Source organism: Maribacter flavus, from assembly GCF_008386635.1.
In the GTDB taxonomy this organism is placed as follows: Bacteria; Bacteroidota; Bacteroidia; order Flavobacteriales; family Flavobacteriaceae; genus Maribacter; species Maribacter flavus.
Window position 1 is genome coordinate 317,746 of the sequence record NZ_VUOE01000003.1, and the last position, 26,869, is coordinate 344,614.

At 39.9% G+C, this 26,869-nt stretch carries 28 protein-coding genes; 12 read left to right on the forward strand and 16 right to left on the reverse strand.

Annotated elements, in window-relative coordinates:
• Nucleotides 1-4 precede the first annotated feature (4 nt).
• Nucleotides 5-1,297 carry an aspartyl protease family protein gene (locus F0361_RS17530; protein WP_246160928.1) on the forward strand — a complete coding sequence of 431 codons (1,293 nt, stop codon included), beginning with the start codon at nucleotides 5-7 and terminating at the stop codon, nucleotides 1,295-1,297.
• A gap of 305 nt (nucleotides 1,298-1,602) precedes the next feature.
• Here F0361_RS17530 and F0361_RS17535 read toward each other — a convergent pair whose 3' ends face one another.
• Nucleotides 1,603-1,995, reverse strand: a complete 393-nt coding sequence (locus tag F0361_RS17535) for a DUF1573 domain-containing protein (protein ID WP_138259508.1) — start codon at nucleotides 1,993-1,995, stop codon at nucleotides 1,603-1,605.
• 180 nt (nucleotides 1,996-2,175) lie between these two features.
• Between F0361_RS17535 and F0361_RS17540 the strand changes: the two genes are divergently transcribed.
• The 3 genes from F0361_RS17540 to F0361_RS17550 all read left to right on the forward strand — a co-directional run bounded on the left by F0361_RS17540 (nucleotide 2,176) and on the right by F0361_RS17550 (nucleotide 5,796).
• Nucleotides 2,176-4,806, forward strand: coding sequence for a valine--tRNA ligase (locus F0361_RS17540; RefSeq protein WP_154920712.1), 2,631 nt, complete (start codon nucleotides 2,176-2,178; stop codon nucleotides 4,804-4,806).
• Between the two features lie 104 nt (nucleotides 4,807-4,910).
• On the forward strand, nucleotides 4,911-5,078 hold the full coding sequence (locus tag F0361_RS17545) for a lmo0937 family membrane protein (RefSeq protein WP_154920713.1): 168 nt from the start codon (nucleotides 4,911-4,913) through the stop codon (nucleotides 5,076-5,078).
• A 202-nt stretch (nucleotides 5,079-5,280) separates the two neighbouring features.
• On the forward strand, nucleotides 5,281-5,796 hold the full coding sequence (locus tag F0361_RS17550) for a hypothetical protein (protein ID WP_246160929.1): 516 nt from the start codon (nucleotides 5,281-5,283) through the stop codon (nucleotides 5,794-5,796).
• Here F0361_RS17550 and F0361_RS17555 read toward each other — a convergent pair whose 3' ends face one another.
• Both F0361_RS17555 and F0361_RS17560 read right to left on the reverse strand, forming a co-directional pair.
• Nucleotides 5,797-6,285 (reverse strand): hypothetical protein, encoded by a 489-nt coding sequence (locus F0361_RS17555; RefSeq protein WP_211361186.1) that lies wholly within the window; start codon nucleotides 6,283-6,285, stop codon nucleotides 5,797-5,799.
• A gap of 20 nt (nucleotides 6,286-6,305) precedes the next feature.
• A complete protein-coding gene (locus F0361_RS17560) occupies nucleotides 6,306-7,439 on the reverse strand; it encodes a transporter (RefSeq protein ID WP_154920715.1) in 1,134 nt (377 codons plus the stop codon).
• A gap of 267 nt (nucleotides 7,440-7,706) precedes the next feature.
• Here F0361_RS17560 and F0361_RS17565 point away from each other — a divergent pair, with 267 nt between their 5' ends.
• The 4 genes from F0361_RS17565 (at nucleotide 7,707) to F0361_RS17580 (ending at nucleotide 11,850) form a co-directional block, all read left to right on the forward strand.
• Complete coding sequence (locus tag F0361_RS17565) at nucleotides 7,707-8,972, forward strand: sensor histidine kinase (protein ID WP_154920716.1); 1,266 nt, start codon at nucleotides 7,707-7,709, stop codon at nucleotides 8,970-8,972.
• The gene (locus F0361_RS17570; RefSeq protein ID WP_246160930.1) at nucleotides 8,969-9,670 is read left to right on the forward strand and encodes a response regulator transcription factor; all 702 of its coding nucleotides are present in this window, start codon (nucleotides 8,969-8,971) and stop codon (nucleotides 9,668-9,670) included. Before F0361_RS17565 ends, F0361_RS17570 begins: the two co-directional genes overlap by 4 nt.
• Nucleotides 9,671-9,734: 64 nt before the next feature.
• Nucleotides 9,735-10,976: a sterol desaturase family protein gene (locus tag F0361_RS17575; protein ID WP_154920717.1), complete on the forward strand. Its 1,242-nt coding sequence runs from the start codon at nucleotides 9,735-9,737 to the stop codon at nucleotides 10,974-10,976.
• Nucleotides 10,977-11,085: 109 nt separating this feature from the next.
• Nucleotides 11,086-11,850 carry a creatininase family protein gene (locus tag F0361_RS17580; RefSeq protein WP_211361187.1) on the forward strand — a complete coding sequence of 255 codons (765 nt, stop codon included), beginning with the start codon at nucleotides 11,086-11,088 and terminating at the stop codon, nucleotides 11,848-11,850.
• 18 nt (nucleotides 11,851-11,868) lie between these two features.
• Here F0361_RS17580 and F0361_RS17585 read toward each other — a convergent pair whose 3' ends face one another.
• The 6 genes from F0361_RS17585 to rsfS all read right to left on the reverse strand — a co-directional run bounded on the left by F0361_RS17585 (nucleotide 11,869) and on the right by rsfS (nucleotide 16,748).
• Nucleotides 11,869-12,138 (reverse strand): acyl-CoA-binding protein, encoded by a 270-nt coding sequence (locus F0361_RS17585; protein ID WP_154920718.1) that lies wholly within the window; start codon nucleotides 12,136-12,138, stop codon nucleotides 11,869-11,871.
• On the reverse strand, nucleotides 12,113-12,796 hold the full coding sequence (locus F0361_RS17590; protein WP_154920719.1) for a phosphatidylserine decarboxylase family protein: 684 nt from the start codon (nucleotides 12,794-12,796) through the stop codon (nucleotides 12,113-12,115). The genes F0361_RS17585 and F0361_RS17590 overlap by 26 nt, the downstream gene beginning before the upstream one ends.
• Nucleotides 12,786-13,589, reverse strand: coding sequence for a phosphatidate cytidylyltransferase (locus tag F0361_RS17595; RefSeq protein ID WP_138259516.1), 804 nt, complete (start codon nucleotides 13,587-13,589; stop codon nucleotides 12,786-12,788). Before F0361_RS17595 ends, F0361_RS17590 begins: the two co-directional genes overlap by 11 nt.
• A 93-nt stretch (nucleotides 13,590-13,682) precedes the next feature.
• Nucleotides 13,683-14,294: an LUD domain-containing protein gene (locus tag F0361_RS17600; protein WP_138259517.1), complete on the reverse strand. Its 612-nt coding sequence runs from the start codon at nucleotides 14,292-14,294 to the stop codon at nucleotides 13,683-13,685.
• Between the two features lie 63 nt (nucleotides 14,295-14,357).
• Nucleotides 14,358-16,361 (reverse strand): ATP-dependent zinc metalloprotease FtsH, encoded by a 2,004-nt coding sequence (gene ftsH, locus F0361_RS17605; RefSeq protein WP_138259518.1) that lies wholly within the window; start codon nucleotides 16,359-16,361, stop codon nucleotides 14,358-14,360.
• A gap of 9 nt (nucleotides 16,362-16,370) precedes the next feature.
• A complete protein-coding gene (gene rsfS / locus F0361_RS17610; RefSeq protein WP_138259519.1) occupies nucleotides 16,371-16,748 on the reverse strand; it encodes a ribosome silencing factor in 378 nt (125 codons plus the stop codon).
• A gap of 94 nt (nucleotides 16,749-16,842) precedes the next feature.
• Here rsfS and F0361_RS17615 point away from each other — a divergent pair, with 94 nt between their 5' ends.
• A complete protein-coding gene (locus F0361_RS17615) occupies nucleotides 16,843-17,574 on the forward strand; it encodes a biotin--[acetyl-CoA-carboxylase] ligase (protein ID WP_154920720.1) in 732 nt (243 codons plus the stop codon).
• On the opposite strand, the gene F0361_RS17620 is transcribed toward F0361_RS17615, so the two are convergent.
• Nucleotides 17,571-17,963: an SRPBCC family protein gene (locus F0361_RS17620; protein ID WP_154920721.1), complete on the reverse strand. Its 393-nt coding sequence runs from the start codon at nucleotides 17,961-17,963 to the stop codon at nucleotides 17,571-17,573. The two genes, F0361_RS17615 and F0361_RS17620, sit on opposite strands and share 4 nt — an antisense overlap.
• A gap of 4 nt (nucleotides 17,964-17,967) precedes the next feature.
• On the reverse strand, nucleotides 17,968-18,609 hold the full coding sequence (pyrE, locus tag F0361_RS17625) for an orotate phosphoribosyltransferase (RefSeq protein ID WP_154920722.1): 642 nt from the start codon (nucleotides 18,607-18,609) through the stop codon (nucleotides 17,968-17,970).
• 7 nt (nucleotides 18,610-18,616) lie between these two features.
• Between pyrE and F0361_RS17630 the strand changes: the two genes are divergently transcribed.
• A complete protein-coding gene (locus F0361_RS17630; protein WP_154920723.1) occupies nucleotides 18,617-19,207 on the forward strand; it encodes an NUDIX hydrolase in 591 nt (196 codons plus the stop codon).
• Between the two features lie 32 nt (nucleotides 19,208-19,239).
• On the opposite strand, the gene F0361_RS17635 is transcribed toward F0361_RS17630, so the two are convergent.
• From F0361_RS17635 to F0361_RS17655, 5 genes are all read right to left on the reverse strand, one after another.
• Nucleotides 19,240-20,988 (reverse strand): M14 family metallopeptidase, encoded by a 1,749-nt coding sequence (locus F0361_RS17635; RefSeq protein WP_154920724.1) that lies wholly within the window; start codon nucleotides 20,986-20,988, stop codon nucleotides 19,240-19,242.
• 77 nt (nucleotides 20,989-21,065) lie between these two features.
• The gene (locus tag F0361_RS17640) at nucleotides 21,066-21,470 is read right to left on the reverse strand and encodes a response regulator (protein ID WP_154920725.1); all 405 of its coding nucleotides are present in this window, start codon (nucleotides 21,468-21,470) and stop codon (nucleotides 21,066-21,068) included.
• Nucleotides 21,457-23,307 (reverse strand): PAS domain-containing sensor histidine kinase, encoded by a 1,851-nt coding sequence (locus tag F0361_RS17645; RefSeq protein WP_154920726.1) that lies wholly within the window; start codon nucleotides 23,305-23,307, stop codon nucleotides 21,457-21,459. The genes F0361_RS17640 and F0361_RS17645 overlap by 14 nt, the downstream gene beginning before the upstream one ends.
• 168 nt (nucleotides 23,308-23,475) lie before the next feature.
• Nucleotides 23,476-23,934: a pantetheine-phosphate adenylyltransferase gene (gene coaD / locus F0361_RS17650; RefSeq protein ID WP_154920727.1), complete on the reverse strand. Its 459-nt coding sequence runs from the start codon at nucleotides 23,932-23,934 to the stop codon at nucleotides 23,476-23,478.
• Between the two features lie 129 nt (nucleotides 23,935-24,063).
• The gene (locus F0361_RS17655) at nucleotides 24,064-25,038 is read right to left on the reverse strand and encodes a D-alanine--D-alanine ligase (protein ID WP_154920728.1); all 975 of its coding nucleotides are present in this window, start codon (nucleotides 25,036-25,038) and stop codon (nucleotides 24,064-24,066) included.
• Between the two features lie 149 nt (nucleotides 25,039-25,187).
• On the opposite strand from F0361_RS17655, the gene F0361_RS17660 reads away from it, so the two are divergent.
• Together F0361_RS17660 and F0361_RS17665 are read left to right on the forward strand one after the other, a co-directional pair.
• Nucleotides 25,188-25,775: a PASTA domain-containing protein gene (locus tag F0361_RS17660; protein WP_154920729.1), complete on the forward strand. Its 588-nt coding sequence runs from the start codon at nucleotides 25,188-25,190 to the stop codon at nucleotides 25,773-25,775.
• A 2-nt stretch (nucleotides 25,776-25,777) separates the two neighbouring features.
• The gene (locus F0361_RS17665; protein WP_154920730.1) at nucleotides 25,778-26,806 is read left to right on the forward strand and encodes an RluA family pseudouridine synthase; all 1,029 of its coding nucleotides are present in this window, start codon (nucleotides 25,778-25,780) and stop codon (nucleotides 26,804-26,806) included.
• Nucleotides 26,807-26,869: the final 63 nt, after the last annotated feature.

The window sequence follows — 26,869 nt, forward strand, 5'->3', positions numbered from 1 at the left end:
ATTGATGGCACTGCCCATAATTGGTAGTACACAAGGGTATTCGTTGCCCGAAGATCAAAAGTTCGAAAAAATTCGGTTCCAATTGATCAATAATTTGATCGTTGTCCCTATCGATGTCAATGGTACGGAATTATCGTTTGTACTAGATTCTGGGGTCAGTACACCTATTTTGTTCAATCTTTCCAATCAGGATTCCCTAGAGCTAAAGAATGTTTCCGAAATCACCATCAATGGGCTTGGCGAAGGGGAACCGATAAATGCCTTGAGTTCCCAAGGAAATTATTTTAAGTTGGGCAACGTCCGAAATTTTTCCCAAAAACTATATGTTGTGATGGACGCAGGTATCAATTTCTCCCCAAGCTTGGGCGTTCCCATTCATGGCATCATCGGTTACGATCTGTTCAGGGATTTTATTGTGGACATCAACTATTCTGCCAATACCATTAAATTTTATAACCCCGAAATTGATGCGCCAAAATTGGGAAATAGGTATGAGACCTTACAAGTTGAGGTTGTTAACAGAAAGGCCTATATGGATGCCACCGTTTCGCTGAAGGGTGTGAAAGCTATTCCTGTAAAAATGTTATTGGATACCGGTAGTAGTGACGCTATTTGGCTCTTTGAGGACGAACGTATCCAATTGCCCAAGGAATATTACGAGGATTATTTGGGAAAAGGTCTCGCCGGGGACATCTATGGAAAAAGAACCAAGGTGGAAGGAATCCAGATTGGGGGTTTCGAACTATACGATGCAAAGGCCGCATTCCCGGATATGCTGTCTTTTAGCACCATCAAGGACTTGGGCAATAGAAATGGTAGTTTGGGAGGGGAAATATTAAAGCGATTTAACATCGTATTCGATTATCCCAACGGAAAAATCAGTCTCAGGAAAAATTCGAATTTCAAAAAACCTTTTCATTATAACGTAAGCGGTATTGATCTGCAACATGTCGGAGTTCGTTATGTTTCAGAAAGGATTGCCGATGTTAACGGTATCGTTGTAAGTAGCGAAAGGACGTACGGAAACGTTCAGATTTTGTTGGAAGGCGCCACCCGATTGAGCCTTGTCCCAGAAATTGTGGTTTCCGGTATCAGGTCTGGAAGTCCGGCACATTCTGCTGGTTTACAGGAAGGGGATATTATTTTGGCCGTGAACGGCAAGCGAATCCATAGATATAAAATCCAGGAAATAATGGAGATGCTCAATGAAAAGGAAGGCAAGCGGGTGAAGGTGCTTGTGGAAAGGGCCAATAACAATTTGTTGTTCAGTTTTGTGCTCAAGGACCTTTTCAAGTAAACTACTTTAAGGAAAGTCTTTTAGGCTCTTGAAGTGAACGAAGGTTTCATTGCATATAATACCATTTCCAATTTAAAAATGAGCCAATTTACTTGTCCATTTTTCCTCTACCTTCATTGTGGAAATTGCGAAGAACTCAAGCTATTTGCAATCTCCACGGCTTCGGTACAGAAAAAAGCAACGGCGTAAATTTTGGCCCATTCTTAAACCAGAACTGGTATAAAGCTTTGGGGAATAAATCCTTAGGCAGTGCCAATAAAAAAGCCCTCCATTCGGGAGGGCCTTTAAAATCTTTTGGAAACGTATTACTTGGTTCCGCTAGGAGCCTTTACTTCTCCCTTAATTTTCAAAATCTTTGTTGGAGTCTCCGCATTTGAAGTAACGGTTATCGCTTTTCTAATGGGGCCAACACGATTGGTGTCATATTTTACCTGGATTTCCCCAGTTTTTCCTGGCATGATGGGATCTTCCGGTTTTTTAGGGATGGTACATCCACAGCTTGAACGTACATCGCTAATGATCAAAGGCGAATTTCCTGTATTCGTGAATTCGAACACCCGGACACCGTCCGAACCCTTTTCGATTTCACCGTAATCCACGGTTTCCTCCTTAAACTCAATTTTTGCCGCGCTATCCTGGGCTTTTAGGCTCATTCCAAGCAATCCGACAAATAATACAAGTACAATTTTTTTCATCATTCTTAATTTAGGATGAATCTCAAAATTAATTCTTTTCAGAACAACTCCAAAATCCTTTTGTTATACTCTAACGTTACTTATTTTTGTTTCGTATTTTAATAGTGGAAAAACGGTACGGATCTTTGAAAATCCATTCCGTTTTATTTTTTCCACCCAATGTATTTCAAAAACTGTTCCAAAATGGAAATAGCCTCAAAGTATGAGCCGCATCAGGTTGAAAAGCGCTGGTATGACTATTGGATGAAACACAATTACTTTCATTCCACGCCAGATGACAGGGAACCCTATACCATCGTTATTCCGCCTCCAAACGTAACCGGGGTGCTGCATATGGGGCATATGCTCAATAATACCATACAAGACGTTTTGATACGACGTGCGCGTCTCAAAGGGCGCAATGCCTGTTGGGTACCGGGTACGGACCATGCATCCATAGCAACGGAAGCCAAGGTAGTGGCAAAACTTAAGGAACAGGGAATCCATAAGAACGAGATATCCAGGGAGGAATTCTTGGAACATGCCTGGGACTGGACCCATGAATACGGCGGGGTCATCCTGGAACAGTTAAAAAAACTGGGATGCTCCTGTGACTGGGACAGAACAGCCTTTACCATGGACAAGGAACGCCATGACAGTGTAATCAAGGTATTTATTGACCTTTTTAAAAAGGGACTCATCTATAGAGGTTACCGAATGGTCAATTGGGACCCGGAGGCCAAAACCACCCTCTCTGACGAGGAGGTAATCTATGAAGAAAAACAGGGGCTTTTGTACTATTTGGAGTACTCAATAGAAGACTCCGATGAAAAGGTGACCATTGCAACTACAAGACCTGAGACCATACTGGGCGATACCGCCGTTTGTATCAATCCCAATGATGAGCGTTATGCGCATTTAAGGGGCAAAAAGGCCATTGTACCGCTTTGCAATAGGGTAATTCCAATCATTGAGGATGAGTATGTTGACATAGAGTTTGGAACCGGATGTCTAAAAGTGACCCCGGCCCACGATATAAATGACAAAGCGCTGGGAGAAAAGCATCATTTGGAAACCGTTGATATTTTTAATGACGACGCAACGCTGAATTCCTATGGTCTGCATTATGAAGGCAAGGACAGATTCGTAGTACGGAAGGAAATCGCCAAGGAATTGGAAGAAAAGGGCTTTTTGGTCAAGACCGAACAGCATTTGAATAAAGTGGGAACTTCGGAGCGTACAAAGGCGGTCATAGAGCCCAGGCTGTCCGATCAGTGGTTCTTAAAAATGGAGGAATTGGTAAAACCTGCCATAAGGGCAGTTTTGGAGTCGGACGATATCAAGTTTTTCCCTAAAAGGTTTGACAATACCTATAGGCATTGGATGGAGAATATCCGTGATTGGAACATTTCCAGACAGCTTTGGTGGGGGCAACGCATTCCCGCCTACTATTTTGGGGATGGACAAGATGATTTTGTAGTGGCCTTTGATGCCGAAGTTGCATTGGATAGGGCCAGGGAAAAATCAGGGAATCCCAATTTGACCATGGCCGATTTAAAACAGGATGAAGACGTGCTGGATACTTGGTTTTCTTCCTGGTTATGGCCCATAAGCGTGTTTAATGGCATTCTTGACCCAGAGAATGAAGAGGTCAAATACTATTACCCCACCAATGATTTGGTTACGGGGCCGGACATTCTTTTCTTCTGGGTAGCCCGAATGATCATTGCAGGATATGAATACAGGGATACTAGGCCTTTTGAAAACGTCTATTTTACCGGCCTGGTCCGTGATAAGCAACGAAGAAAGATGTCCAAGTCCTTGGGCAACTCTCCCGATGCCCTAAAACTTATCGAGGAATATGGTGCAGATGGAGTGAGGGTCGGACTATTATTAAGCTCCGCCGCGGGCAACGATTTAATGTTCGATGAGGATCTATGCCAACAGGGAAAGAATTTTGCGAATAAAATCTGGAACGGATTCCGACTCCTAAAGGGTTGGGAAGTGGCCGATATTCCCCAGCCCGAAGCCTCCAAAATGGGCTTAGAATGGTACAAGGCGAAGTTCAACCAGACCTTGCGGGAAATTGAGGACCACTTTGGTAAATACAGAATCTCCGATGCTCTCATGGCCATTTACAAACTGGTTTGGGACGATTATAGTTCGTGGTTGCTCGAAATCATAAAGCCGGCCTATCAACAACCGATCGATAAAAAAACCTTCAAGGCCGTCATCCAAATTTTTGAGCAAAACCTCAAATTATTGCACCCTTTCATGCCGTTTTTAACGGAGGAAGTCTGGCAGCATATTTCGGAGCGGGACCCTTCCCAAGCTTTGATTATATCAAAATGGCCGGAAGCCTATACCGCTGATGAAGACCTTATTGGTCAATTTGATTTTGTTACGGAGGTAGTCGCCGGTATCCGAACCATACGCAAGGAGAAGAACATTCCCATGAAGGAAAGCTTGGAACTATCGGTTTTGAATGAGGAAAATTTGGTTCGGGATTGGGATTCCGTTATCGGGAAGTTGACAAATCTTTCTTCCATTTCCTATGTGGATAAAACGGTGGACGGAGCTTTGTCCTTCAGGGTGAAATCCAATGAATATTTTATTCCGATAAGCGGAGCCATTGATGTGGAGGCCGAAAAGGCCAAAATTGAGGACGAATTAAAGTATATAAAAGGATTTTTGACATCGGTACAGAAAAAACTTTCCAATGAGCGATTTGTAAACAACGCACCTGAGCAGGTGATCGAAATGGAACGTAAAAAACAAGCCGATGCCGAGGCCAAGATAGAAACCTTGGAAAAAAGCCTCGCCAGTTTGGGCTAAAAGTAGCTCGTTTGCCAACCAAATGGGTTAATAATCATAGTGTTAAAGGACGATAGTTGATTCATTATCAGCTAATTTCCATTCAAATCAAAAACACTAAAATTATGAAAAGTCTATTATGGTTAGTTGCAGTTATTTGTATTATCATTTGGTTGCTGGGTATGTTGGGCGTGGTACCTGGCTTGGCAACGGGTAGTTTACTTCATATATTGTTGGTTATTGCCGTGATTGTAGTACTGTACAATATTATTTCAGGTCGAAAACCTTTATAAGATTTCACTTAGAATTAAATTAAAACCAATCCTAGTTCTAGGATTGGTTTTTTGTTTTACACACTGGTGCTAGGCATAAACTTAAAATATATTATTTCGTATCTTGCTAGAAATAAATCCATTAAATATGAAGTACTCTTTATTTTTTCTTGTGCTTTTATCATTTACCTGTCTATACTCTCAGAGCGGAAAAAGAACTATTTTGTCTAAGGAAATTCAAATTAAGACGGCCATTTTACCTGTACCGGAAGGTAGCAGTACGGATACTATGGTCTATGGATACGATGCGAATGGGGATTTTGTAGTACTACGGGAGGGAACGAGTAATTTGGTTTGTTTGGCCGATGACCCCCATAAGGAAGGTATTAGTGTTTCCTGTTATTCCAAAAAACTCGAACCTTTTATGAAACGTGGACGAGAACTCAGGGCCGAAGGAAAGGAAATTATGGAAATCCGTGAAATTAGGGGCAAGGAGATTGCCAACGGTACATTGGATATGCCAAGGGAACCCAGTATGATGTATGTATATTATGGCACGGATGCCGATTATAATACCTCTACAGGGGAATTGGCGAACGGTCAATTTAGATATGTGATCTACATTCCCTATGCCACAACGGAATCCACGGGTCTGCCCGATAAACCCCATGCCAAAGGAATGCCCTGGTTGATGGACCCCGGTACCCACAGGGCCCACATCATGGTAGGACCCAATTAATTACCTGAATCTAAAAATACGTTTTAAGCTTACTTCTTCAGAACCTGTAAGTTCTTCCTTAATCTCTTTGGAAGCGGAAGCTTCCTGAGTCACTTCCATCCACAGGACACCCATGGCTCCTAGGATAATAAGGTTTTTAATGATATACTGACCTAACAAGGTGAGCGATAACAAGTTCTCATTGAAAATCAGTTCTGGGAAAAAAACCAGCGGTGTAAAGGTAAGTACCATATGTATAACGGCCACTTTTATGGTTGTCTTTTTTTGAAGGTTGAAAAGGAAAAATAGTCCCACGAGAACTTCCCAAAGGGCCAAGAGTAGTATTGAAATATTTGATGGTAACAATGAAAAGGTAAGCTCTCCAATGGTGTTTTTCGCAAGTTCCTCTGCCGGACTCAAATTGGGAAAGAACTTAAGGGTCCCAAACCATAGATATACCAGTCCAATGGATATTTGTAAATAGCGTCTTTTAATGTTTTGAAGATTCATTTGGTATGTATTTGAATTGGTTATTTGAAATTATTCTCAAGTTCCGGGGCAAGTCTTACCTTGTTATTGGCAAAGCGATAGGTAACGCCCAAGTTTATAACATAGTCGGAAAAGGCGGCATCCCCATTCCTTGGGGTACCTGTAAGCTGTTCGGTCTGCAAGTCAGTTATGCTTTGAGGCCGCTCCCTACGGACCGCAAAAGGTACGTTCAGGTTTATTACAAAATTACTCTTCATAAAACTTACTCCAGGGTCTATGGATAGTACATTTCCAGGTCGCCTGAACCCTTCATTTCCACCGATCAAATCCTTGACGGGCACGCAATCGAACCGGGCGCCAAGCGAAGATGATATTGTGGGCGAGATGTTATAACTAAGCCCTCCCCTGAGCGAATATTGGTCCGGTACCGCCATGATGGATTCATTTTGCAAAATTGGGCTCAAGGTCTCCCTAAAGGTCCTAACGCCATTCGTTTCCCTGGGGTTTATTAGATAAAATCCGCTTGCATAGCTAAAAACATCCGTGGTTATTTTTTGATAGAATTGAAAATCTACCGTGACCCCAAATCCTCCGTCACCTGGTTGAATGGACTGGTCTACCGGTCTCGTCTGAGGCTCCCCGTTCGGTCCCACATTATAAAAAATATCCGATGCATTGTAGTTACCCGTTGGCAGCTTTACACCTAGTCCCAAGGCAAGGTTTCCGTTTGGGGATTTATCCATATCGAACACCCAATAGCCAAACCCGAACCGTATATCGGCAAGCCCCCTTGAAAAAGTTACATTTCTTTCATTGCGACCATGTTCATAAAGAGAAGATCTTGTGTTTATTACCGTTGGTACGGTGATGCTGGTATACAGTCTATCGTTTATTCCGTAAGTGGCAAAAAAATCCCACGCATGGGAGTGATTGATAACCTCTGTATTGTTGGCGAGTCTATCCGGTTCTTCCTCCGTACCCCTAAAATGCCTAAAGGATTTAAAATACCGGTAATTGACTCCAATTTGAATATCTCCGGTGCTTAATAAATTGTTCTCTAAATTGCTGCCAACGCAAGAGGAAAAATGCCGGATTGCTACACAACCTTGTCCATTGATTGAAAATATTGGATACAATAAGAATAAAAGAATGATGAAGTATAGTTTTCCCTGCATGTTTGAGTTTGTATTTAGTTGGTAGTTAGGAATAGTAGCGTTAAAAATAAAGCCAACTCTACGCTACAAAGAGTTGACTTTATTGCATTCTGTTATGAAACTTTAACTAAACTCAAGATTAATTTATTAACATTGACAAACTTACCTGATTAGGTCATCCATAAGCATTAAGGGTAGGGTAAAGAGGTTTAAGGAAAGTTTAATGCAATTAACGGAATATTAATTTTCATTAATAAACGCATTTATTTAAGTTATTTCGTAGGGATTTTGAAAAAGAGATATATCTACATAGGGGTGTTTTTGGTTTCAATTGTGGGTTTGGCAATTGTACAGTATCAGTATTTACGTATTGGCCTAAGTTTGGCAAAAGTTCAGTTCGATTCTAAAATAGATAGAGTGGGTACTTTAGTGGCTAACAGTCTAAAAGAAGAAAACAAACTCACGTATTTAATTGGAGAGGGCATTCGAAGGGACACCTCATTTTTTAAGGTCAGTGTTGATAGCCTGCAAAATGTGGGAAACATGTTTTTGGACGATTTTATTAGGGACCAGCTTTTAAATCAAGGTATTGAATCTGATTTTACATATACCCTTTATACCAAGGATAGTAGCTATGTTCTGCATTCCACCAATTCCTTTGAAGGGATGGACAATGTGGATTCTTATCCAATTGATTTGGAGGGTTATTTCCCCCAATTGTTGGGCAAACCGACAGTATTGGATCTTAAATTTGAAAATCTTCATAATTATTTTTTAGCGAAACTAAACGGCCTTACATTTCCCAGTATATTGTTTTTGATAGGGATTTGTGCGACTATTTTTTGGGTATTGCGTACCTACTATTGGCAAAGTAATGTCATTACCACCACCAATGAATTTATCAACAATCTTACGCATGAATTGAAGACCCCTGTATTTTCTATTGGATTGGCTACCAAGATTTTGGATGAATCCGCGAACGAAAAACAAAAACCGGTTTTGGGAATAATCAGGCAACAAGTAGGACGTTTGTCCGGTCACATAGAAAAAGTCTTGGAGTTGGCCAGTCTGGAATCGGGTAAAAGCGTGATTACCTTGACTAAAGTAGATTTTAAACCATATTTGGAAAACCTGTGTGCCGAATTCAAGACACTGGTCGCCATAGAAAATGGTATTTTTAACTATGATTTGGCCGGCGAAAACTATGTACTTAACGCGGAAGTCTTTCATTTGGAAAACGCCATCAATAATATTCTGGACAATGCAAAAAAATATTCCCCCGAGCCCGAAATACATTTGAAGGCTTATAAGGATGGCCATAGGCTCATTGTGGAGGTGACCGATAATGGAATCGGGATTTCAAAGGAGGAGTCACAAAGGGTGTTTCGGAAATTTTACAGAGTTACAAATGGAGACCTCCATAGTGTTAAAGGCTATGGTCTGGGGCTGAGTTATGTTAAAAAAGTAATCAAAAAGCATGGAGGCAAGGTACAAATGAGCAGTGAGGAGAAAAAAGGTACAAAGTTTAGATTAACAATTCCTATATTATCATGATGGAAGAAAAGAAAAGGATTCTTTTGGTAGAGGATGACGAGGCGGTTGGGTATTTATTATCGGAATACTTGAAAATGAAAAGCTTCGAGGTCATTTGGGAAAAAAACGGCAAGGAGGCTTTAGTGAAATTGGATCAAACTAAATTCGATTTGGCCGTATTGGACGTTATGATGCCGGAAATGGATGGGTTTACATTGGCAGAAAAAATAAATGAAAATTTTTCTGAACTCCCCTTTATTTTCCTGACGGCAAAATCCTTGAAAGTAGACGTGCTTAAAGGATTTTATTTGGGTGCGGTGGATTACCTAAAAAAACCCATCGATGAGGAAGAGTTGGTCATTAGAATTGAGAACCTACTTTCAAGATTGGATAAATCCATCACAAAAAAGGAGGAAGTTGAAGCATACACTATCGGTATATATCATTTTAATTCGCTTAACCAAGAATTGATGGTTGACGGACAAAAGATAAACCTAACGACGAAGGAGAGTGAACTCTTAAAATATTTGGTCGAAAAAAAGAACCAATTGTGCCCGCACAAGGATATTCTCATCAAAATTTGGGGCAAAAATGATTATTTCAACAGGAAAAGTTTAAACGTATTCATTACCAGATTGCGAAAATTTTTGGAAAAGGATACCAATATAAAGATTGAAAATGTTCATGGTAAAGGCTATATCTTTCGATTTGACCCATAAGATTCAATCTGTCTTTTGGCCATTCTTTAGGAGTTCGTATCTTTTAAACGTTAAATAGAGAGTTTTGGAAACCTACGCAACTGCACTGTTGTACGCTATACCTTTTTTTATTCTCCTACTGGTCATAGAGATGGCATATGGTCATTTTGTAAAGGACCAAAAGTACACGGTGTTGGATACAGTTTCCAGCATAAGCTCCGGACTTACCAATATTATAAAGGACTCGCTGGGAATTGTCTTGGTACTGATATCCTACCCGTTTTTGCTCGAACATTTGGCCATTACCAGTATTGAACCTACCTGGCTTACGTGGGTCATTGGTTTTATTGCCATAGATTTTGCGGGGTATTGGAACCACAGGTTAAGCCATAGGGTCAATTTTTTCTGGAACCAACATGTGATCCACCATAGTAGTGAGAAATTCAATTTGGCCTGTGCCTTACGACAATCGGTTTCCAACGTTTTGGGTTATTTCCCGTTTTTGTTGCTACCTGCCGCCTTTTTGGGCGTTCCCAACGAGGTCATTGCTATTTTGGCTCCCATACAACTATTTGCCCAATTTTGGTATCACACACAACATATTGGAAAAATGGGATGGTTGGAATACATCATCGTAACGCCATCCCAGCATAGGGTACACCATGCCATTAATCCCGAGTACATTGATAAGAACTTGGGTCAGGTTTTCTGTATTTGGGATCGAATGTTCGGAACGTTTCAGGAAGAATTACCAGATGTTCCTCCACAATATGGAATTTTGAAACCTGCAAGAACCTGGAATCCTATAAGAATCAACTTTCAACATCTGTGGAGGTTGTCGTTAGATGCGTGGAGGACCAAAAATCTTTGGGATAAAATTAGGATTTGGTTTATGCCAACAGGTTGGCGGCCCAGTGATGTCAAGGACAAATATCCCACGGACGTTATAACCGATGTGTACAATTTTGAACGTTATGTCACACCAACGAGCAAGGCATTCAATGCATACTTGATTTTTCAATTGGTCATTTCACTACTATTATTGCTGTTCATGTTCGCAAATTTTGGAAACTTGGAGGTCAATCAGTTGTTGTGGTACGGAGGTTTGGTTTTTCTGGGAATTTATGGATACACTTCCTTAATGGATGGTGATACCTATGCCGTATGGATTGAAGTTTTCCGGGGGGTGCTGGGTTGTACGATTATTTTATCTACTGGGGATTGGTTCGGATTGAATTCCTATTTTTCGGCAGGTAAAACGCTCATACTTCTTTACTTTTTGTCGACCATAATAGGAAGTATTTATTGGCACCGCCAAAGGGTTTAAACTCCAAGGCTTACCTCGAAAATAATAATTCGTTTTCGAAGTATGACTCGTAGGCTTGCCCAAAGATAGTTTACTTTATGAATCTGTTTAAAAAGAAAAGAATATTGGTATGATACGACCTTACATTTTGGCCGAAACTAATTGGAAACATCTAAAGGACGAACAATTTCAATTGGCCGTGTTACCTTGGGGCGCAACGGAGGCCCATAATTACCATCTTCCCTATGCGACGGACAACTTTCAAGCGGAAGCCATGGTCGCTGAGTCGGCAAGAATCGCATGGGAGCAAGGAAAAAAAGTGGTCGTGTTGCCCACCATTCCCTTTGGTGTGAATACGGGCCAGAAGGATATCTACTTGGATATCAACCTAAACCCAAGCACCCAATTTGCCATTTTAAAGGATATCATCACTGTGTTAAATAATCAAGGACTTAATAAGTTGCTGATTTTTAACGGACATGGAGGTAACGACTTTAAACCTATGATACGCGAGTTGGGACTACTCTTCCCTAAAATGTTCATCAGTTTTTGCTTCTTTCCACAGATGCTGGACAAGTACAAATTTTTTGAAAAGGCAGGCGACCATGCCGATGAAATGGAAACAAGTCTCATGCTCTATTTAAGGGAGGATTTAGTACTTCCTAAGGAACATTGGGGTAGGGGCGACCACAAAAAGTTCAAGATAAAGGCCTTTTCCCAAGGGGGTGTATGGGCAGAACGTGAATGGTCCAAAATAACAGAGGATACTGGAACCGGAAATCCGGAATTGGCCACCAAAGAAAAGGGCGCACGGTTTTTTAGGGATGTTTGCGCGAAAGTAAGTAACCTATTTGTGGACTTGTGTGATGCCGATTTGGAGGATCTTTACGAGTAGCCTACTTGTTGGATGAGTTTATTTACCGTCTGGTTTCAACTCTTTTTCTACCAAGTTTATATATTCTTTCATGGCATCTTCAATGCTGATATTTTGTGCCTGGATCAATGCGTTCGCCTTAAAGGCATTGATTAATGGAGTCTTACTTCCGGGATTGCTGAAATTTTTAGTGGCCACTTTATAATAGGCATAAAGTTTCAATAAAATATCCGCTGGAATGGGAAATTCATAATTGCTTACGAACGCTACCGCTTCTTGAAAATCAGTATGTAGATTCTTCTTGCTCATTTGGGTCAACATACGTTGCTATACAGGTAATGGCTCCTTTTACCTTTTGTCCTAAGGAAACGTTTATTTGGCAGTTTAAGGGAAGAAATACGTCAACCCTAGAGCCAAACTTGATGAAACCGGAATCTTCACCTTGCTGCACGCTTTCACCCACTTCGGCGTAATTTACGATACGTCTTGCCATTGCCCCAGCTATCTGTCTGAAAAGGATATCCCCAAATTTTGGTGTTCCAATTACAACGGTCGTTCTTTCGTTCTCCTCACTGGATTTTGGATGCCAGGCCACAAGATATTTGCCGGGATGGTATTTTGAATATTTTACCTTTCCGCTCGCGGGATACCGAGTTACATGTACGTTGATTGGAGACATAAAAATGGAAACCTGTTTGCGCTTCTCCTTAAAATATTCGGTTTCCTCAACTTCTTCTATAACTACAACTTTACCATCGACGGGGGCCAAAATTTCATTGAAAGATTTGTTGGATCTTCTTTTTGGGTTCCTAAAAAATTGGAGTATTAGGATAAGAATGACCAAAGCGGTAATTTGGATTGCTAGTTTTATCCAAGGTATATTCACAAAGAAGTGGGCCAGCAAAACTGCCAGTGCCGTTATAAAAAAGGTAATTAAGATTATTTTTTGACCTTCTCTATGAAACATAGGTAAAAATATTTAACGTTAAATAAGCAAATGGGGCGGCAAAAACCAAACTGTCCAATCTGTCCAGCATGCCACCGTGACCCGGCAATATGGCCCCACTGTCTTTTACACCTGCGGACCTTTTTAGTTTTGATTCGATCAAGTCACCCAAACTTCCCGTTACAACGATAACACTGGCTAGGAGCATCCATTGTATGGGGCCTATAATTTGTTCTTGGGTACCCATGATATACGCCGCACCAAGGGCAAAGATATAACCTCCAACCGTTCCCTCCACAGTTTTTTTTGGGGAAACTTCAGGGAATAACTTGGTCCTTCCCATGGTCTTGCCAACGATATATGCGAAAGAGTCGTTTACCCAAATCAATATAAATATGCCCATTATCAATAGCTTGGCAAACGCATCGTTCTTATAGGGAATCATCGTTAGAAAGATACATCCACCACCTATGTAGAACAAACCAACCAAAAATTTAAACAATGGTGTAAAACTTGATTGTTTTTTTGAAAAAAGATAGAATAATAAATATATATCGATAAAAATCGTGATAAACATTAAAATGTTAATCAAAATTTGGTCATGTATCAGATAAATATAGGCCCACCATAAGGAGAGGTAGGCCAAAAAAATATAATATCCCTTAAGTTTTACGAGTCTTTTATATTCATAGAGACAGGCAAGCCCAAATATCATAAAAAGAAAATCAAATGCATCCGAGCTTAGAAATACAGCCGATAATAGTAGAATAATATACACGGCGCCCGTAAGCGATCTTCTTAGAACCTCTTTCATCTGAAATTATTTAATGTATTTAATAAGTCAGATGTAATGCGCCAATAAAAATGGACAGTGTGATTTAAATATTCTACTAATGGGAATTTCATACTATAAATCTTCCAGCAATAAAAGATAAAGATTTTTAGTACTACTGCCATATGTTAGAAAATCATCTGAATTTTCCTCAGTGGCCTTAAAGTGTTTTAATGTGGTAATATTTGCCGGAATGGCGGGGCCATATTTCTTTTTTATGGCCTTAAGACCTTCCCCAATGGATTCCACCAATTGACTTGTGGTGGCATAAACGATTACGTTGCTTGGAAGTTCATTTATTTTTTTCTCCATCAGCTGGTTGGAGCATACCAAAATACTTCCGTTTTGGGCGATCAAGTGTTCGCAAGTCGTCAGGAACACCTCGCTTTCCGATATTTTTTCAGTAAAGGAGATTTGCTCTTTGGAGAACTTCTTGACCAACTGGGGATTCATTGCAAAAAACGGATGGTCTTCCCAGCCATTTTCTTCGATAATGTTTTGAATGGCCTTCAGTACTTCTTGGTCAGATATGCAATAAATGAATTTGCCGCCGTTCTTTTTGAAGTGGATGGTAAATTTTTCATCTACCGGGAGGGCTAAATCTGGCATGTGCTCACCGCGCGTTTCCGCAGTTTCCTTGGAAATTTTCTTTTTCCCCCCACCAAATAAAATATCTAAAAGCCCCATGTAATTTTTTAATCTACCAAATAGTCCAAACGTTCATTTGCGATACAAAATCGAATTACATAATTAACTATTTTCTGCTACTTTCTCGTCTTCTTCCGCATCTTTTTTGGACTCGGAGGTCTCCAACTTTTGACGTTCCTCTTCCTTTAGGTCTTTGTCAAATGTTCGTTTTCCAAATATTTTTTCCAAATCCTCTTTAAAGATAACCTCTTTTTCCAAAAGCCTTTGGGCCAAGGTTGTCAGTTTGTCCTTATTATCGGTAAGGACTTTAATGGCTCTTTGATATTGTTCCTCTATAATCTTTGAAATCTCCTCGTCTATTTTCCTTGCTGTTTCCTCGCTATACGGTTTGGAGAATCCGTAGGAATCCTGACCAGAGGAATCGTAATAGGTAAGATTACCGATCGTATCGTTCAAACCATAAATGGTAACCATGGCCTTGGCCTGTTTTGTGACCTTTTCCAAGTCGCTCAAGGCGCCTGTTGAAATTTTGTCGAAAATTACTTTCTCTGCCGCTCTACCGCCCATGGTGGCGCACATCTCGTCCAACATCTGGTCTGGCCTAACAATGAGTCTTTCTTCCGGCAGGTACCATGCGGCACCTAGGGATTGTCCCCTAGGAACTATGGTCACCTTTACCAAGGGGGCGGCATGTTCCAGCATCCAACTTACCGTAGCATGACCGGCCTCATGATAGGCGATTGTTTCCTTCTCTCCCGGAGTTATGATTTTATTTTTCTTTTCAAGACCTCCAACGATCCTATCCACGGCATCCAAGAAATCTTGTCTGCTAACGGCCTTTTGTTCCTTTCTGGCAGCTATTAATGCTGCTTCGTTACAAACATTGGCAATATCCGCACCCGAAAAACCTGGAGTTTGTCTGGCAAGGAAATCCAAATCCAAGGTTTCGGCAGTTTTAATCGGTCTTAAGTGAACCTCAAATATTTCCTTTCGTTCCCTAATATCCGGAAGGTCCACATAAATCTGCCTATCGAACCTACCGGCACGCATTAAGGCTTTGTCCAATACATCGGCTCGGTTGGTAGCTGCCAAGACGATGACATTGGTGTTGGTACCAAAACCGTCCATCTCCGTTAACAACTGGTTCAACGTATTTTCCCTTTCGTCGTTGGAACCCGTAAAGTTGTTCTTACCCCGTGCCCTACCAATGGCATCGATTTCATCGATGAATATAATTGCGGGGGATTTGTCCTTTGCCTGTTTGAATAGATCTCTTACCCTGGATGCACCAACACCTACAAACATTTCCACAAAATCCGAACCGGATAGTGAAAAGAAAGGTACTTTGGCTTCCCCGGCTACGGCCTTTGCCAAGAGGGTCTTACCGGTACCTGGAGGTCCAACCAACAAGGCTCCCTTTGGGATTTTACCACCAAGTGAAGTATACTTATCCGGATTTCTCAGGAACTCCACAATTTCCTCAACTTCCTCCTTGGCCCCTTCCAATCCGGCTACATCCTTAAAAGAAGTTCGAGTATCCGTTTTCTCATCGAACAATTTGGCCTTGGATTTTCCAATGTTGAAAATTTGCCCTCCGGCACCACCGCCTCCACCACCGGACATTCTTCTCATTAGGTATATCCAAATACCAATAATCAGTACAAATGGCAACAGGGATAGCAAAAAGTCCAAAATAGCCGTGGATTCCTTTCCAAATTCAATGATCGTATCCAGGTTGTTGTCCTTTTTTATTTCGGTAATCTCGTTCTGGAAAATCTGTAAATCCCCATAATCCAGCGTATATTGGGGTACACTTCCCGATGTTGGCAAAAAGGATTTTTCGGAAACGTCCTTATGGACTTCCTTGGTCATTGCTTCGTCCGTCAGAAATACCTTTGCCTGATTGGTATTGGTAATTATCAATATTTTCTGAACATCCCCATTTCTTAGATATTCCTGTAATTCTGAAGTGGTGGTTTTTTTGGTACTTGCCAAATCATCACTACTGAACAATTGAAACCCTATAAGCAATACCGCTACCAATCCATATATCCACCAAGAACTGAATTTTGGTTTTTTGGGACTCGTATTATTCTCTTTTGCCATTCTATTTTATTAATTATTAACGCTACTTTCTATGGTAGTGAATTTTGCATCACCCCATAGCCCTTCTATATCGTAAAATTCCCTGATGTGCTTTTGGAAGACATGGACCACAATATTTACATAGTCCATTAAAACCCATTCGGCATTTTCCGTACCTTCTACATGCCAAGGTTTGTCCTTACTTGCCTTACTGACCGTTTTTTGGATAGAACCTACGATTGCGTTTACATGCGTGTTGGAGGTACCATTACAAATAATAAAGTAGTCACAAACGGTATTTTCGATTTCCCTTAGGTCGAGTAAATTTATATTTTGTCCTTTTACTTCTTCTATTCCCTGTAAAATCAATGCAATTAGCTCATCTGCACTAGTTTTCCTTTTCTGCATTCAAAAGTTTTAGTTTTTACAAAGTTATTGTTTTTTTGCTCTTTTAGGCTTAGTTTTTAACAATAGATTAAAGATAGGCCCTTAGCAAATATATATGCGATTAATCAAACTTGATGCCACGGCATCTACCAATACCTTTTTAAAGGAATTGGCCAAAAGCGGCTACCTAGATGATTTTACGGTCGTTTGGGCCAAAAACCAGACAAGGGGTAGGGGGCAAATGGATGGAAATTGGTGTACCGAACCTGGTAAAAACCTAACATTCAGTGTCTTGAAAAAAATGGAGGGATTCCAACTTAATAAACATTTTGAGCTCAACATGGCCGTTTCTTTGGCCGTATTTAGGACTTTGGACTTATTGAAAATCCCTAGGATTGCCGTAAAATGGCCGAACGACATTATGTCAGGTTCCCACAAAATTTGCGGGATTTTAATAGAGAACAGTATTGTGGGTATCTCTTTAAAATCGGTAATTATTGGAATTGGGTTGAATGTGAACCAGTCCCATTTTCCTGGGAACCCCAAAGCATCCTCCTTATACAACAAAACGGGTATCGTCTATGATTTGGAGGAATTATTGCAAAGTTTGATTAAAAATTTAAAGCTAGCCTTGTCAATGCTCCAAATGGGTGAAGGGGAAACCATTCTTTACGAATATCATTCAAATCTTTTCAGAAAAGGCGTTGCGAGCACCTTTAAATCTGGAGATGGACCAATCTTCAACGGCATTATATTAGGAGTTGGGAACGAGGGAAAGTTAAGGGTACGGTTGGAGGACGATAGCCTTGCGGAATATGATATAAAGGAAATTACCCTGCTTTACTAAATTTTCTCCAAATTGGTCGCCAAGGTGTTCATGAAGTTGGTAATGGGCGATTTTATCATCATGGCCATCATGGCATTAAATTCTCCGGAGAAGCTCAGCGTTACTTCACTTTTGGACGCTTCCAGCTCTTGGATATCCGCAGTCAAGGTGAATGGCAGTTTATCGCTGGCCGCGCCCAAAACAAGTTTGGAATAGGGTTCTTGATTCTTTTTTTCAAGAACGATTTCCGGCATTCCCTTTAGGGAGAATAGAAATCTGTTTTCGTTCAGTACCTCGAACTTGTCGATATTGTCGGGCATCAATTTTTCAAAATTGGCCAGGTCGTTCAAAAATTTGAAAGTTTCTTCCTTACTCTTGGATACTCTTGATTTGGGTGATTCTATAAACATACTTCTATTGTAACCATTTGGAGGGATTTTTCCTCCATTCCATTAATGTGTTCAGTTGTTCTTCCTTTATATAGTTGGTTTCAGATGCCTGCTCGATCAAATACTCATAATTGCTCAAAGTGTAGAGTTCCACTTTTCGTTCCGCAAAATTTAAGGTGGCAGTTTCAAAACCATAGGTAAATATGGCCAACATTCCTTTTACATTTGCACCGTAGGATTCCAAGGCCTCTACGGCATTTAAGCTACTTTTTCCGGTGCTTATCAAATCCTCGATTACCACAACAGTTTGGTGTGGTTCCAAGTACCCTTCAATTTGGTTTTGCCTACCGTGGGATTTAGGTTCCGGTCGAACATAAATAAAAGGAAGGCCAAGGGCATCCGCTACCAATGCACCCATTCCTATGGCCCCTGTTGCAACACCAGCAATAACATCCGGTTTCCCATAAAGGGATTCGACTTGTTTTGCCATTTCGTCCTTGATAAAGTTCCTTATACTGGGGTACGAAAGTAAAATTCTATTGTCGCAATAAATAGGGGATTTCCATCCTGAGGCCCATGTAAAAGGATTTTCGGGTTTCAATTTTATTGCATTAATTTGCAGCAGAAGCTCAGCTGTTTTTTTAGCCGTGTTTTTGTTTAAAACCATGTCGCAAATGTATAAAGTTTTTGTTAATGAACTGCCTCTGATTTTAACAAATAAACTCTCCGAAACAGCTGGTGGCGAGTATTTTCTTCTGAATCAAGAATCTATCAACAGTGCCATAAAGGCATTAAAAAAGAAAAAGCTTACTGAGGCCTACATCTATCATCCCAATTCGGAAGAAATCCTAAAAAAATTTACACAGGAAATCCCATTGGTCGTTGCTGCCGGGGGTGTGGTCACGAATCCATTGGGAAAGGTCTTGTTTATTTATAGGAACGATAAATGGGATTTGCCCAAAGGTAAGCTGGACAAGGGAGAATCCATTGAGGACTGTGCAGTAAGGGAAGTTATGGAAGAAACCGGTGTAAAGGGTTTACGTGTAGAGAATTTTCTTAGGACGACTTACCACATTTTCAAAAATAATGGCGTCATTACACTTAAGCAGGTGCATTGGTATGCTATGAAGACCGATTATTCAGGAAAACTGAAACCCGAAAAAAAGGAGGGAATCGTTAAGGTGAAATGGAAAGGACCCAAAAAGATTCAAAAGGCCTTACAGAACTCCTATGTGAACATTAAAATTTTGTTCGAAGGAGATTAGGCCAATGCTGTTCGAACTAATGGTGAACTACATCACTTTTTCAAGACCCTGTATACTGGATATCGATTATGGGCTTTTTCATAGAGCTCGGATTTCTTGAACAACCAGTCAAGTTGGGTGTACCAATTTTCTGAAAATGTCGTATCATTCTGTTTTTTAAACTCAAATTCTTGTCTTAAAACCGAATCGTTTTGTAGCATTAAGAGGGCGGTATCTTCAAAAACATACGGTGAAAACCCTTCTTTTTGCTGTAATATGGTGTCAAAGAAGTTCCAGTTGAAAAAGGAATCCACTGCTTCTGGTTCCAGGGTTTCCAATAGATATCTGATGCCCTCCTGCTGTGTAGGTACCAATACATCCCCGGCTTCAAATGAAATATTTTCAACTGTGGCCAATACTTTAGTGTTGTAGTGTAGATAGTGCCCTTCATAAGGTCGGTTCCGAGTCTCAAAGCTATCAATGGTATAGGATTCCACATTTTTGACCGTATCCTTTTCGACAACACTAAACTTAATTGCGTTTGTGCTCAATAGGTCAATAACTTCTTTCCATTGTTTTTTAATTATATATGCTTCGGGGATTTGTATGGAGTCCGCTGCTTTGTAATAATCGTAATAGGTAACCTCCTTTGTTATGGGTTTTTCCCTATCGAACTTCAATCGCTTAAATCCGGTGACCCCACTAATGACCGTATCCGCTTGAAAGCCCTTAAAATCAATTTTAGAGATTTTTGTACTATCAATAACCCATTGAATTGGATAATGGTCTTTCTCTAAAAAAGCCGCGTTGGATTTGCTCTTTAATTCCTTGATCTTGGCGCCTTCAATTTCGCTTAGGGCAAGCATTTTGGTCATTAGCTCATAAGTGCCTTCTACCCTTGTTTTGTATGGTTTTAACATGTGCGTTTCTACCATCATGCCCAAAGTGTTCCATAGGGTCGTATAGCCTGTGGAGTATCTGGGATGGTCCATAAATTGGGCAAAACCAACCTCTGGCGGCTTGTTGAAAACGTTCACGTAAGGTGTAATATCCCAATTATCGCTGGCCAAAGAGTCCACTAGGGCCGGCATGAACCGCTCATGGAGATAGGGACCCAATTCGCCCCCAAGTTTGTTATGTTGTGTAAACAGATGGGTCAGGGTGTATTGGTAATCTGCCCCATTGCTAACATGGTTGTCAATAAAAACATCGGGCTTTACCAAATGGAAAATATGGGCAAAAGTTCTTGCATTTTTTGTATCGGACTTAATAAAATCCCTATTTAGGTCATAATTGAGAGCATTTCCCCTAAAGCCATAGGATTTAGGTCCGTTCTGATTAGCCCTGGAGGTGGAATTTCTGTTTAACGCGCCGCCAACATTGTATATGGGTATTGTTACCAATACGGTATTTTTGGGTGGCGATAGTTTCCCGCTCGCCAAATCCCGATACAACAGCATCGTGGCATCAATGCCATCACTTTCTCCTGGATGGATTCCGTTATTGATGAATAAAACTGTTTTTTCCTTGTTTATTTTACTGAAATTGAAATCTCTATCGTTATTGTAGGTAACCAAGTGCAGCGGCCGATCACTATCCGTTTTACCAATAGTCTGGATATTTATTTCAGGAAATTCCTTCGCCAACTTCAAGTAAAAATCAATTACTTCTTCATAAGTAGGCGTTTCTGTGCCATTGGATGTTTCAAATGTAGTAGGGAGGTCTAGGGCAACATTTGTTGTCTTGGTTTCACAGGCAAGAAATATAAGGGATAAGATAGGTAGTATAAAACGCTTCTTCATAGCAAAAAACTACATCACTAATTACTATAATTCAATGGATTTCTTGCAAAAATAGCCAAAAACATCCAACTTCAGAATTAAGCTTCTTTGGTCATTTCTGCTATTTCCTCCCGGTTTATCGGTTTGTTATTATAAGTTATAACGTGGTGTGTGCTATCCTTGAAGTAACTCCATTTTTCTTTGTCAAATGGATCAATTGAAGATGTTACGATATTAATCCTTATCCTTTTTTTAATCGGTAACTTAATAAATTCTTCTAAGAATTGCCATCCATCCATAATGGGCATATTAATATCCAAAAAAATTACCTCTGGAATATCCTCATCATGCTCGAACTTTTTTCTAAATGTATCAAAGGCTATTTTACCATCCTTATACGCTTCAATACTATCACAATCCACAACACAGCTTAGCAATTTTTTAATACCGAATATAGTTATTGGATCGTCATCTATTATGCTTATAAATTTAAATTTCCTCATTAAAAAAAATCTTAAATGTGGTTCCAACTCCGACGTTACTTTCAACTTCTATTTTACCACCCATAGCCTCAACTTGATTTTTTGTAATATAAAGTCCCATACCCCTAGCGTTTTCATGAGCATGGAAGGTTTTGTACATTCCAAAAAGCTTATTTCCATATTTCATTAGATCTATTCCCAGTCCATTATCTTTGATTGTTAATATGGAAACCAGTTTGCCTTTTTCCAAACTCAGTGAAATAACGGGTTTTCTTTCTGGGTGTTTATATTTTATCCCATTGGTAATAAAGTTCATTAAAATACTTTCCAAATATGCAGGTACTGTCTTTATGGTTTGATCTAAATGAAAATCCGATTCAATTTGCGCTTGGTTTTCGAAAATAACATTGGCCAAATTTTTCTCAACTGATTTTAATTTTTCAAAAAGGTTGATTACCTTTTTTTCAACATTAATGTTGGTGTTTATCGCCAATACCTCATTAAGATTTTCAATAGTTTCTAAGAGATTACCTGATGCATTGTTGAGCATTCCCAGAATTTTTTGTTTTTCATCTTCATCGTTTTCATGTCGTAAAAAGTCAAGGAGCATCGAAAAATTAGCACTATGGGACCTAAGGTTATGAGAGACAATATGGGCAAAATTTATAATTTTTTTATTTTGCAAGGAAGTTACGTCTATGAGATTTCTTAATTCTTTTTCCTTTTGTTTTATGGATGTTATATCAACACTGATACCTATAAGTCCATTTGCCCGTCCCCTTTCATCTAGCAAGGGAATTTTAGATGTCAAAAAGGTCGTTTCGACTCCTTTCTTATCAATACTTACCATTTCTTCTCCTAGGATAGGCACTAAATCAGACATTACCTTCATATCCTGCTCCGTAAATTTCTTTGCCGTCTCAATATCATAAATGTCGAAATTATCTTTCCCAATAAGTTCTGATTCATTTTTGGCCCCTAAATAGATGCACTCCGCTTTATTGACCAATATCTTTTTGGAGTTGATATCCTTTACATAGACATTCAATGGAAGATTATCTATTAATGTTCTTAATAGTTTTTCACTTTTCTTGATCTCATTGTTGGCTAATACCTGTTCGTCTATATCTTGGAAGGTTCCGGTGAAACCTATAAGTTTTCCTTTTTCATAGTATGGTTTTCCGGTAGCCAACACCCATTTTTCTTTTCCTGTTGCTGTAATGATCTGTAATTTTAGGCTCCATGCCCTTCCTTTTTCCTGACCTTCAAAAACGGCCATGGAAATAGCATTTCTACTATAACCCTCTTTGTAGAATTGAATACTGGTATCCAATCTGGGGACAAAACTTGAGGGTACTTCATGGATTGCCTTTGTAGTATCGCACCAAGTTATTTCGTCCTTTTCAATATCGTACTCCCATCTACCGGTTTTGGAAATTTCTGAATGTTGCTTTAACTGTACTTTTGTTTTTCTTAATTCTCGTTCATTTTCTACGGCATCAGTTACATCGTTCATCTGAATGATAGCGCCAATAATATTCTCATTCTCATCATACCAGCAAGTGTTGGACCACTTGTACCACTTAACTTGATTGGATATATCTGTATATTTTTGAATTCCAATGGGACTACATTTTCCTTCAAAGCACCCCATCAATACCTTCTTCCATTTAGAATTTAGTTCAGAAAAAACGCTAAAAAGACTATCACCTATGGTACTGGTGCTTTTCTCTCCAAAAGTAAAAAGCCAATTGTCCGAAGCATGGATGATATTAAAATCCGTATCAACAAATACTGTTAGTGTAGGTAGTTGCTTTATTAAATACGAAGTAGATTGAATCTTAAGGTCCTTCAACATATATGTAATTTCTTACAAAAATATCGGTTGATGTTAAATGTATTTTATAAATGTTGTGAACATATGAAATTTTGTGGTATTTTCTTACAATTGAAAAAATTTAAAGGGATTTGTGGCTTGATTCCAAAATTTTTTTAGAAGAGACAGCAATGGACTAAGTGTCAAACTTTATTTTGAAACCTTAACAGAATCAGGGACTAGGCCGGTATAATCTCCCCCGTTCCTGATTACATCCCGCACGATGGATGAGCTGATATAGGATTTTCCGGAAGAGGTTAGCAGGAATACGGTCTCAATTTCGGAAAGTTTCCGATTGGTGTGCGCAATGGCCTTTTCGAACTCAAAATCTGCCGGATTTCTTAGACCTCTTAAAATAAAACCTGCATTTACTTTTTTACAAAAATCCACGGTTAGGCCTTCATAGGTCAAAACCTTTATTTTAGGTTCGTTCACGAAGGCCTTTTCAATGAAGGTAACCCGCTCTTCGAGGGTGAACATGTACTTTTTTTCGGCATTCTTTCCAATGGCTATAATAAGTTCATCAAACAACGTGATGCCACGCATGATGATGTCATGATGGCCTAGTGTAAGTGGGTCAAAAGATCCTGGAAAAATTGCGCGCCTCATAAAATGGAACTAAGATTGATTTTAAAAATACTCATTTTATTGCCTCCGCCAAAGGTTTCAAGACCCAGGAGTTTATCCTAAAACTAAAATAGTTTTCAGCCTAAGCCAACGGACTTGCCCTGAAACAGCTTATCCTAAAACCTCATTGATGGCATTTTCAAAAAGAGCTGAAAGGGATATTCCCGCTTTGACGGCCTGTTGTGGCAGAATACTCTCCGTGGTAAGACCGGGTGTGGTATTTACTTCCAAGAGATACGGTTCATCTCCGATAAAAATAAATTCGCTTCTTGAGAATCCTTTCATTTTCAAAACCTCATAGATTTTTTTTGCCAATTTTGATACATTCGCCTCCTGTGTTTCTGAAATTCTTGCGGGTGTTATTTCCTGCGATTTACCTTCATATTTTGCCTCGTAGTCAAAAAAATCGTTTTCTGAGATAATCTCGGTAACCGGAAGTACCTTAGTCTTTCCCTGATATTTGATAACCCCTACGGATACCTCAGTGCCACTCAAAAAGCCTTCAATGATTATTTCATCGTCCTCCTCATAGGCCACTTCAATCGCTTTTTTCAATTCTTCCTTTTTGTAAACCTTTGAGATTCCATAGCTACTACCGGATTTATTTGCCTTTACAAAACAGGGAAGCTTTACTTTTTCAATGATCTCATACTCATTCACGGCGTCGCCTTTGTTCAAATAAAAGGATGGGGCGCATTTAATGCCATACGGCTTTAAAACACTCAATAAATCCCTCTTGTTAAAGGTAAGTGCCGATTGGTAAAAATCGCAGGAGGTCTGTGGTATATCCAACAGTTCAAAATAGGCTTGCAAGAGTCCGTTTTCTCCTGGTGAACCATGGATGGCATTGAAAACACAATCAAAATTCACTTTATTACCGTTTATTTCGATGGAAAAATCGTGTCTGTTTACCGGGGTTTCTTCATTTTTTTCATCCACATACACCCATTTATCCTTGAATATATGAATGGGAAAACAGTTGAATTTTTCCTTGTCCAAATAACCGTAGACCACGTTGCCGCTCTTCAAGGAAATCTTGTATTCACTTGAATACCCGCCCATAATAATCGCTATATTTTTCTTCATGGATTAAATAGAAGTTTAGGCTACAAAGATGGATTATTCCCGTAAAAGAAAAAAGACCAGTATGCCGGCGAGTGCCAATTATTTATCGAAAAATGATGTACCCTATTTGTAAAACGGCATTTACTATATTTGTACCAATTTAAAAATACATGAGAAATTTTTTAAGGTTTTTAAAGAGCAAAACTTTCCTGATACAAATAGGCCTCGCCTTAGGTATCATGTTGATACTGATCTTTTTGGTTTTAAGATGGCTTAACAGTACCACCAACCATGGGGAATTTGTAGAAGTACCGGATTTTTCAAAACTATCGGTAATGGAAATGCGCCAAAAAGTGGAAAGTGCCGGTTTGCGCTATGAAGTTGTGGACTCGGCCAATTATAATCCAGATTATCCAAGATTTTCGATTATTGAGCAAAATCCATCCGCTGGCACCAAGGTCAAAAGCAATAGAAAGATATACTTTACGGTAAATCCGTCCGGATATAAAAAGGTGACCGTGCCCAAAATTATCCAAGTAACCAAGCGAAACGCATCGTCCATGTTAAAAGCCGTTGGTCTGGATGTCCAACGTGTAACCTATATAGACCAATTGGGAAAGGATATGGTCTACTACATAAAATATAAGGGAAAGGATATCAAGCCAGGGGATAAGCTGCCCAAAACCTCTAAAATTGAGTTGATTTGCGGTAACGGCAACGTGCCAGGCAGTGTTGTCATTCAGGAAGATCCGGAATAATTATGACTTCAATAGTAAATTCGGAGCAAGAGGATAACGACGATCTTTTTGAGCATTACAAGTTTGTAGCCTCCAAGGGACAAGATCCATTGAGGGTGGATAAATTCTTGATGAACTTTGTTGAAAACGCCACTCGAAACAAGATACAGCAAGCCGCCAAGGACGGCCATGTTTGGGTAAACGATGCCATTGTAAAAAGTAACTATAAGGTAAAAGCAGGGGATGAGGTAAAGGTACTTTTTGAACATCCGCCCCATGAATTTTTATTGGTGCCGGAAAATATTCCCTTGGATATTGTCTATGAGGACGATATCCTTTTGGTGGTGAACAAGCCCGCGGGCATGGTGGTACATCCCGGGCATGGGAATTATTCCGGTACGCTCATAAATGCTCTGATCTATCATTTTGAATATTTACCTACCAACAGCAGTGAACGACCGGGATTGGTTCATAGGATCGACAAGGACACTTCGGGGTTATTGGTAATCGCCAAGACCGAAACGGCAATGGCCCATTTGGCAAAACAGTTTTTTGACAAGACTTCTGAGCGTGAATACATCGCATTGGTATGGGGAAATGTGGAGGATGATGAAGGAACGATTCGTGGAAATATTGGCAGGAATCCCAAAAACCGACTCCAGATGCACGTTTTTTCTGATGGATCTGATGGCAAGGAGGCAATCACCCACTATAAGGTGTTGGAACGTCTTGGCTATGTAACCTTGGTATCCTGCAAATTGGAGACCGGTAGGACCCATCAAATAAGGGTCCATATGAAGTACATAGGCCATACCCTCTTTAACGACGAGCGCTACGGGGGCGACAAAATCATGAAAGGGACCACCTTTACCAAGTATAAACAGTTTGTAGAAAATGCCTTTAAGGTTTTACCCAGACAGGCACTACATGCCAAAACATTGGGATTTGTCCATCCGGCGACGGGCCAGCAAATGCGCTTTGATTCCGTTATCCCTGAGGATATGCAGACGTGCATAGAAAAGTGGCGCAGCTACGCTAAATCCGGTTTATAGAATAAGTCGATAGGACTATCAAAACTCTTTTTTGATATCGGTTTTTGAACGGACAAAAATCAC

Bases quoted from the DNA above. Each gene is read 5' to 3' on its own strand.
- F0361_RS17530 (WP_246160928.1), top strand. From the start codon at position 5: ATGGCACTGCCCATAATTGGTAGTACACAAGGGTATTCGTTGCCCGAA.
- F0361_RS17535 (WP_138259508.1), bottom strand. From the start codon at position 1,995: ATGATGAAAAAAATTGTACTTGTATTATTTGTCGGATTGCTTGGAATG.
- F0361_RS17540 (WP_154920712.1), top strand. From the start codon at position 2,176: ATGGAAATAGCCTCAAAGTATGAGCCGCATCAGGTTGAAAAGCGCTGG.
- F0361_RS17545 (WP_154920713.1), top strand. From the start codon at position 4,911: ATGAAAAGTCTATTATGGTTAGTTGCAGTTATTTGTATTATCATTTGG.
- F0361_RS17555 (WP_211361186.1), bottom strand. From the start codon at position 6,285: ATGAATCTTCAAAACATTAAAAGACGCTATTTACAAATATCCATTGGA.
- F0361_RS17560 (WP_154920715.1), bottom strand. From the start codon at position 7,439: ATGCAGGGAAAACTATACTTCATCATTCTTTTATTCTTATTGTATCCA.
- F0361_RS17570 (WP_246160930.1), top strand. From the start codon at position 8,969: ATGATGGAAGAAAAGAAAAGGATTCTTTTGGTAGAGGATGACGAGGCG.
- F0361_RS17580 (WP_211361187.1), top strand. From the start codon at position 11,086: ATGATACGACCTTACATTTTGGCCGAAACTAATTGGAAACATCTAAAG.
- F0361_RS17585 (WP_154920718.1), bottom strand. From the start codon at position 12,138: ATGAGCAAGAAGAATCTACATACTGATTTTCAAGAAGCGGTAGCGTTC.
- F0361_RS17590 (WP_154920719.1), bottom strand. From the start codon at position 12,796: ATGTTTCATAGAGAAGGTCAAAAAATAATCTTAATTACCTTTTTTATA.
- F0361_RS17595 (WP_138259516.1), bottom strand. From the start codon at position 13,589: ATGAAAGAGGTTCTAAGAAGATCGCTTACGGGCGCCGTGTATATTATT.
- F0361_RS17600 (WP_138259517.1), bottom strand. From the start codon at position 14,294: ATGGGGCTTTTAGATATTTTATTTGGTGGGGGGAAAAAGAAAATTTCC.
- ftsH (WP_138259518.1), bottom strand. From the start codon at position 16,361: ATGGCAAAAGAGAATAATACGAGTCCCAAAAAACCAAAATTCAGTTCT.
- rsfS (WP_138259519.1), bottom strand. From the start codon at position 16,748: ATGCAGAAAAGGAAAACTAGTGCAGATGAGCTAATTGCATTGATTTTA.
- F0361_RS17615 (WP_154920720.1), top strand. From the start codon at position 16,843: ATGCGATTAATCAAACTTGATGCCACGGCATCTACCAATACCTTTTTA.
- F0361_RS17620 (WP_154920721.1), bottom strand. From the start codon at position 17,963: ATGTTTATAGAATCACCCAAATCAAGAGTATCCAAGAGTAAGGAAGAA.
- pyrE (WP_154920722.1), bottom strand. From the start codon at position 18,609: ATGGTTTTAAACAAAAACACGGCTAAAAAAACAGCTGAGCTTCTGCTG.
- F0361_RS17630 (WP_154920723.1), top strand. From the start codon at position 18,617: ATGTATAAAGTTTTTGTTAATGAACTGCCTCTGATTTTAACAAATAAA.
- F0361_RS17635 (WP_154920724.1), bottom strand. From the start codon at position 20,988: ATGAAGAAGCGTTTTATACTACCTATCTTATCCCTTATATTTCTTGCC.
- F0361_RS17640 (WP_154920725.1), bottom strand. From the start codon at position 21,470: ATGAGGAAATTTAAATTTATAAGCATAATAGATGACGATCCAATAACT.
- F0361_RS17645 (WP_154920726.1), bottom strand. From the start codon at position 23,307: ATGTTGAAGGACCTTAAGATTCAATCTACTTCGTATTTAATAAAGCAA.
- coaD (WP_154920727.1), bottom strand. From the start codon at position 23,934: ATGAGGCGCGCAATTTTTCCAGGATCTTTTGACCCACTTACACTAGGC.
- F0361_RS17655 (WP_154920728.1), bottom strand. From the start codon at position 25,038: ATGAAGAAAAATATAGCGATTATTATGGGCGGGTATTCAAGTGAATAC.
- F0361_RS17660 (WP_154920729.1), top strand. From the start codon at position 25,188: ATGAGAAATTTTTTAAGGTTTTTAAAGAGCAAAACTTTCCTGATACAA.
- F0361_RS17665 (WP_154920730.1), top strand. From the start codon at position 25,778: ATGACTTCAATAGTAAATTCGGAGCAAGAGGATAACGACGATCTTTTT.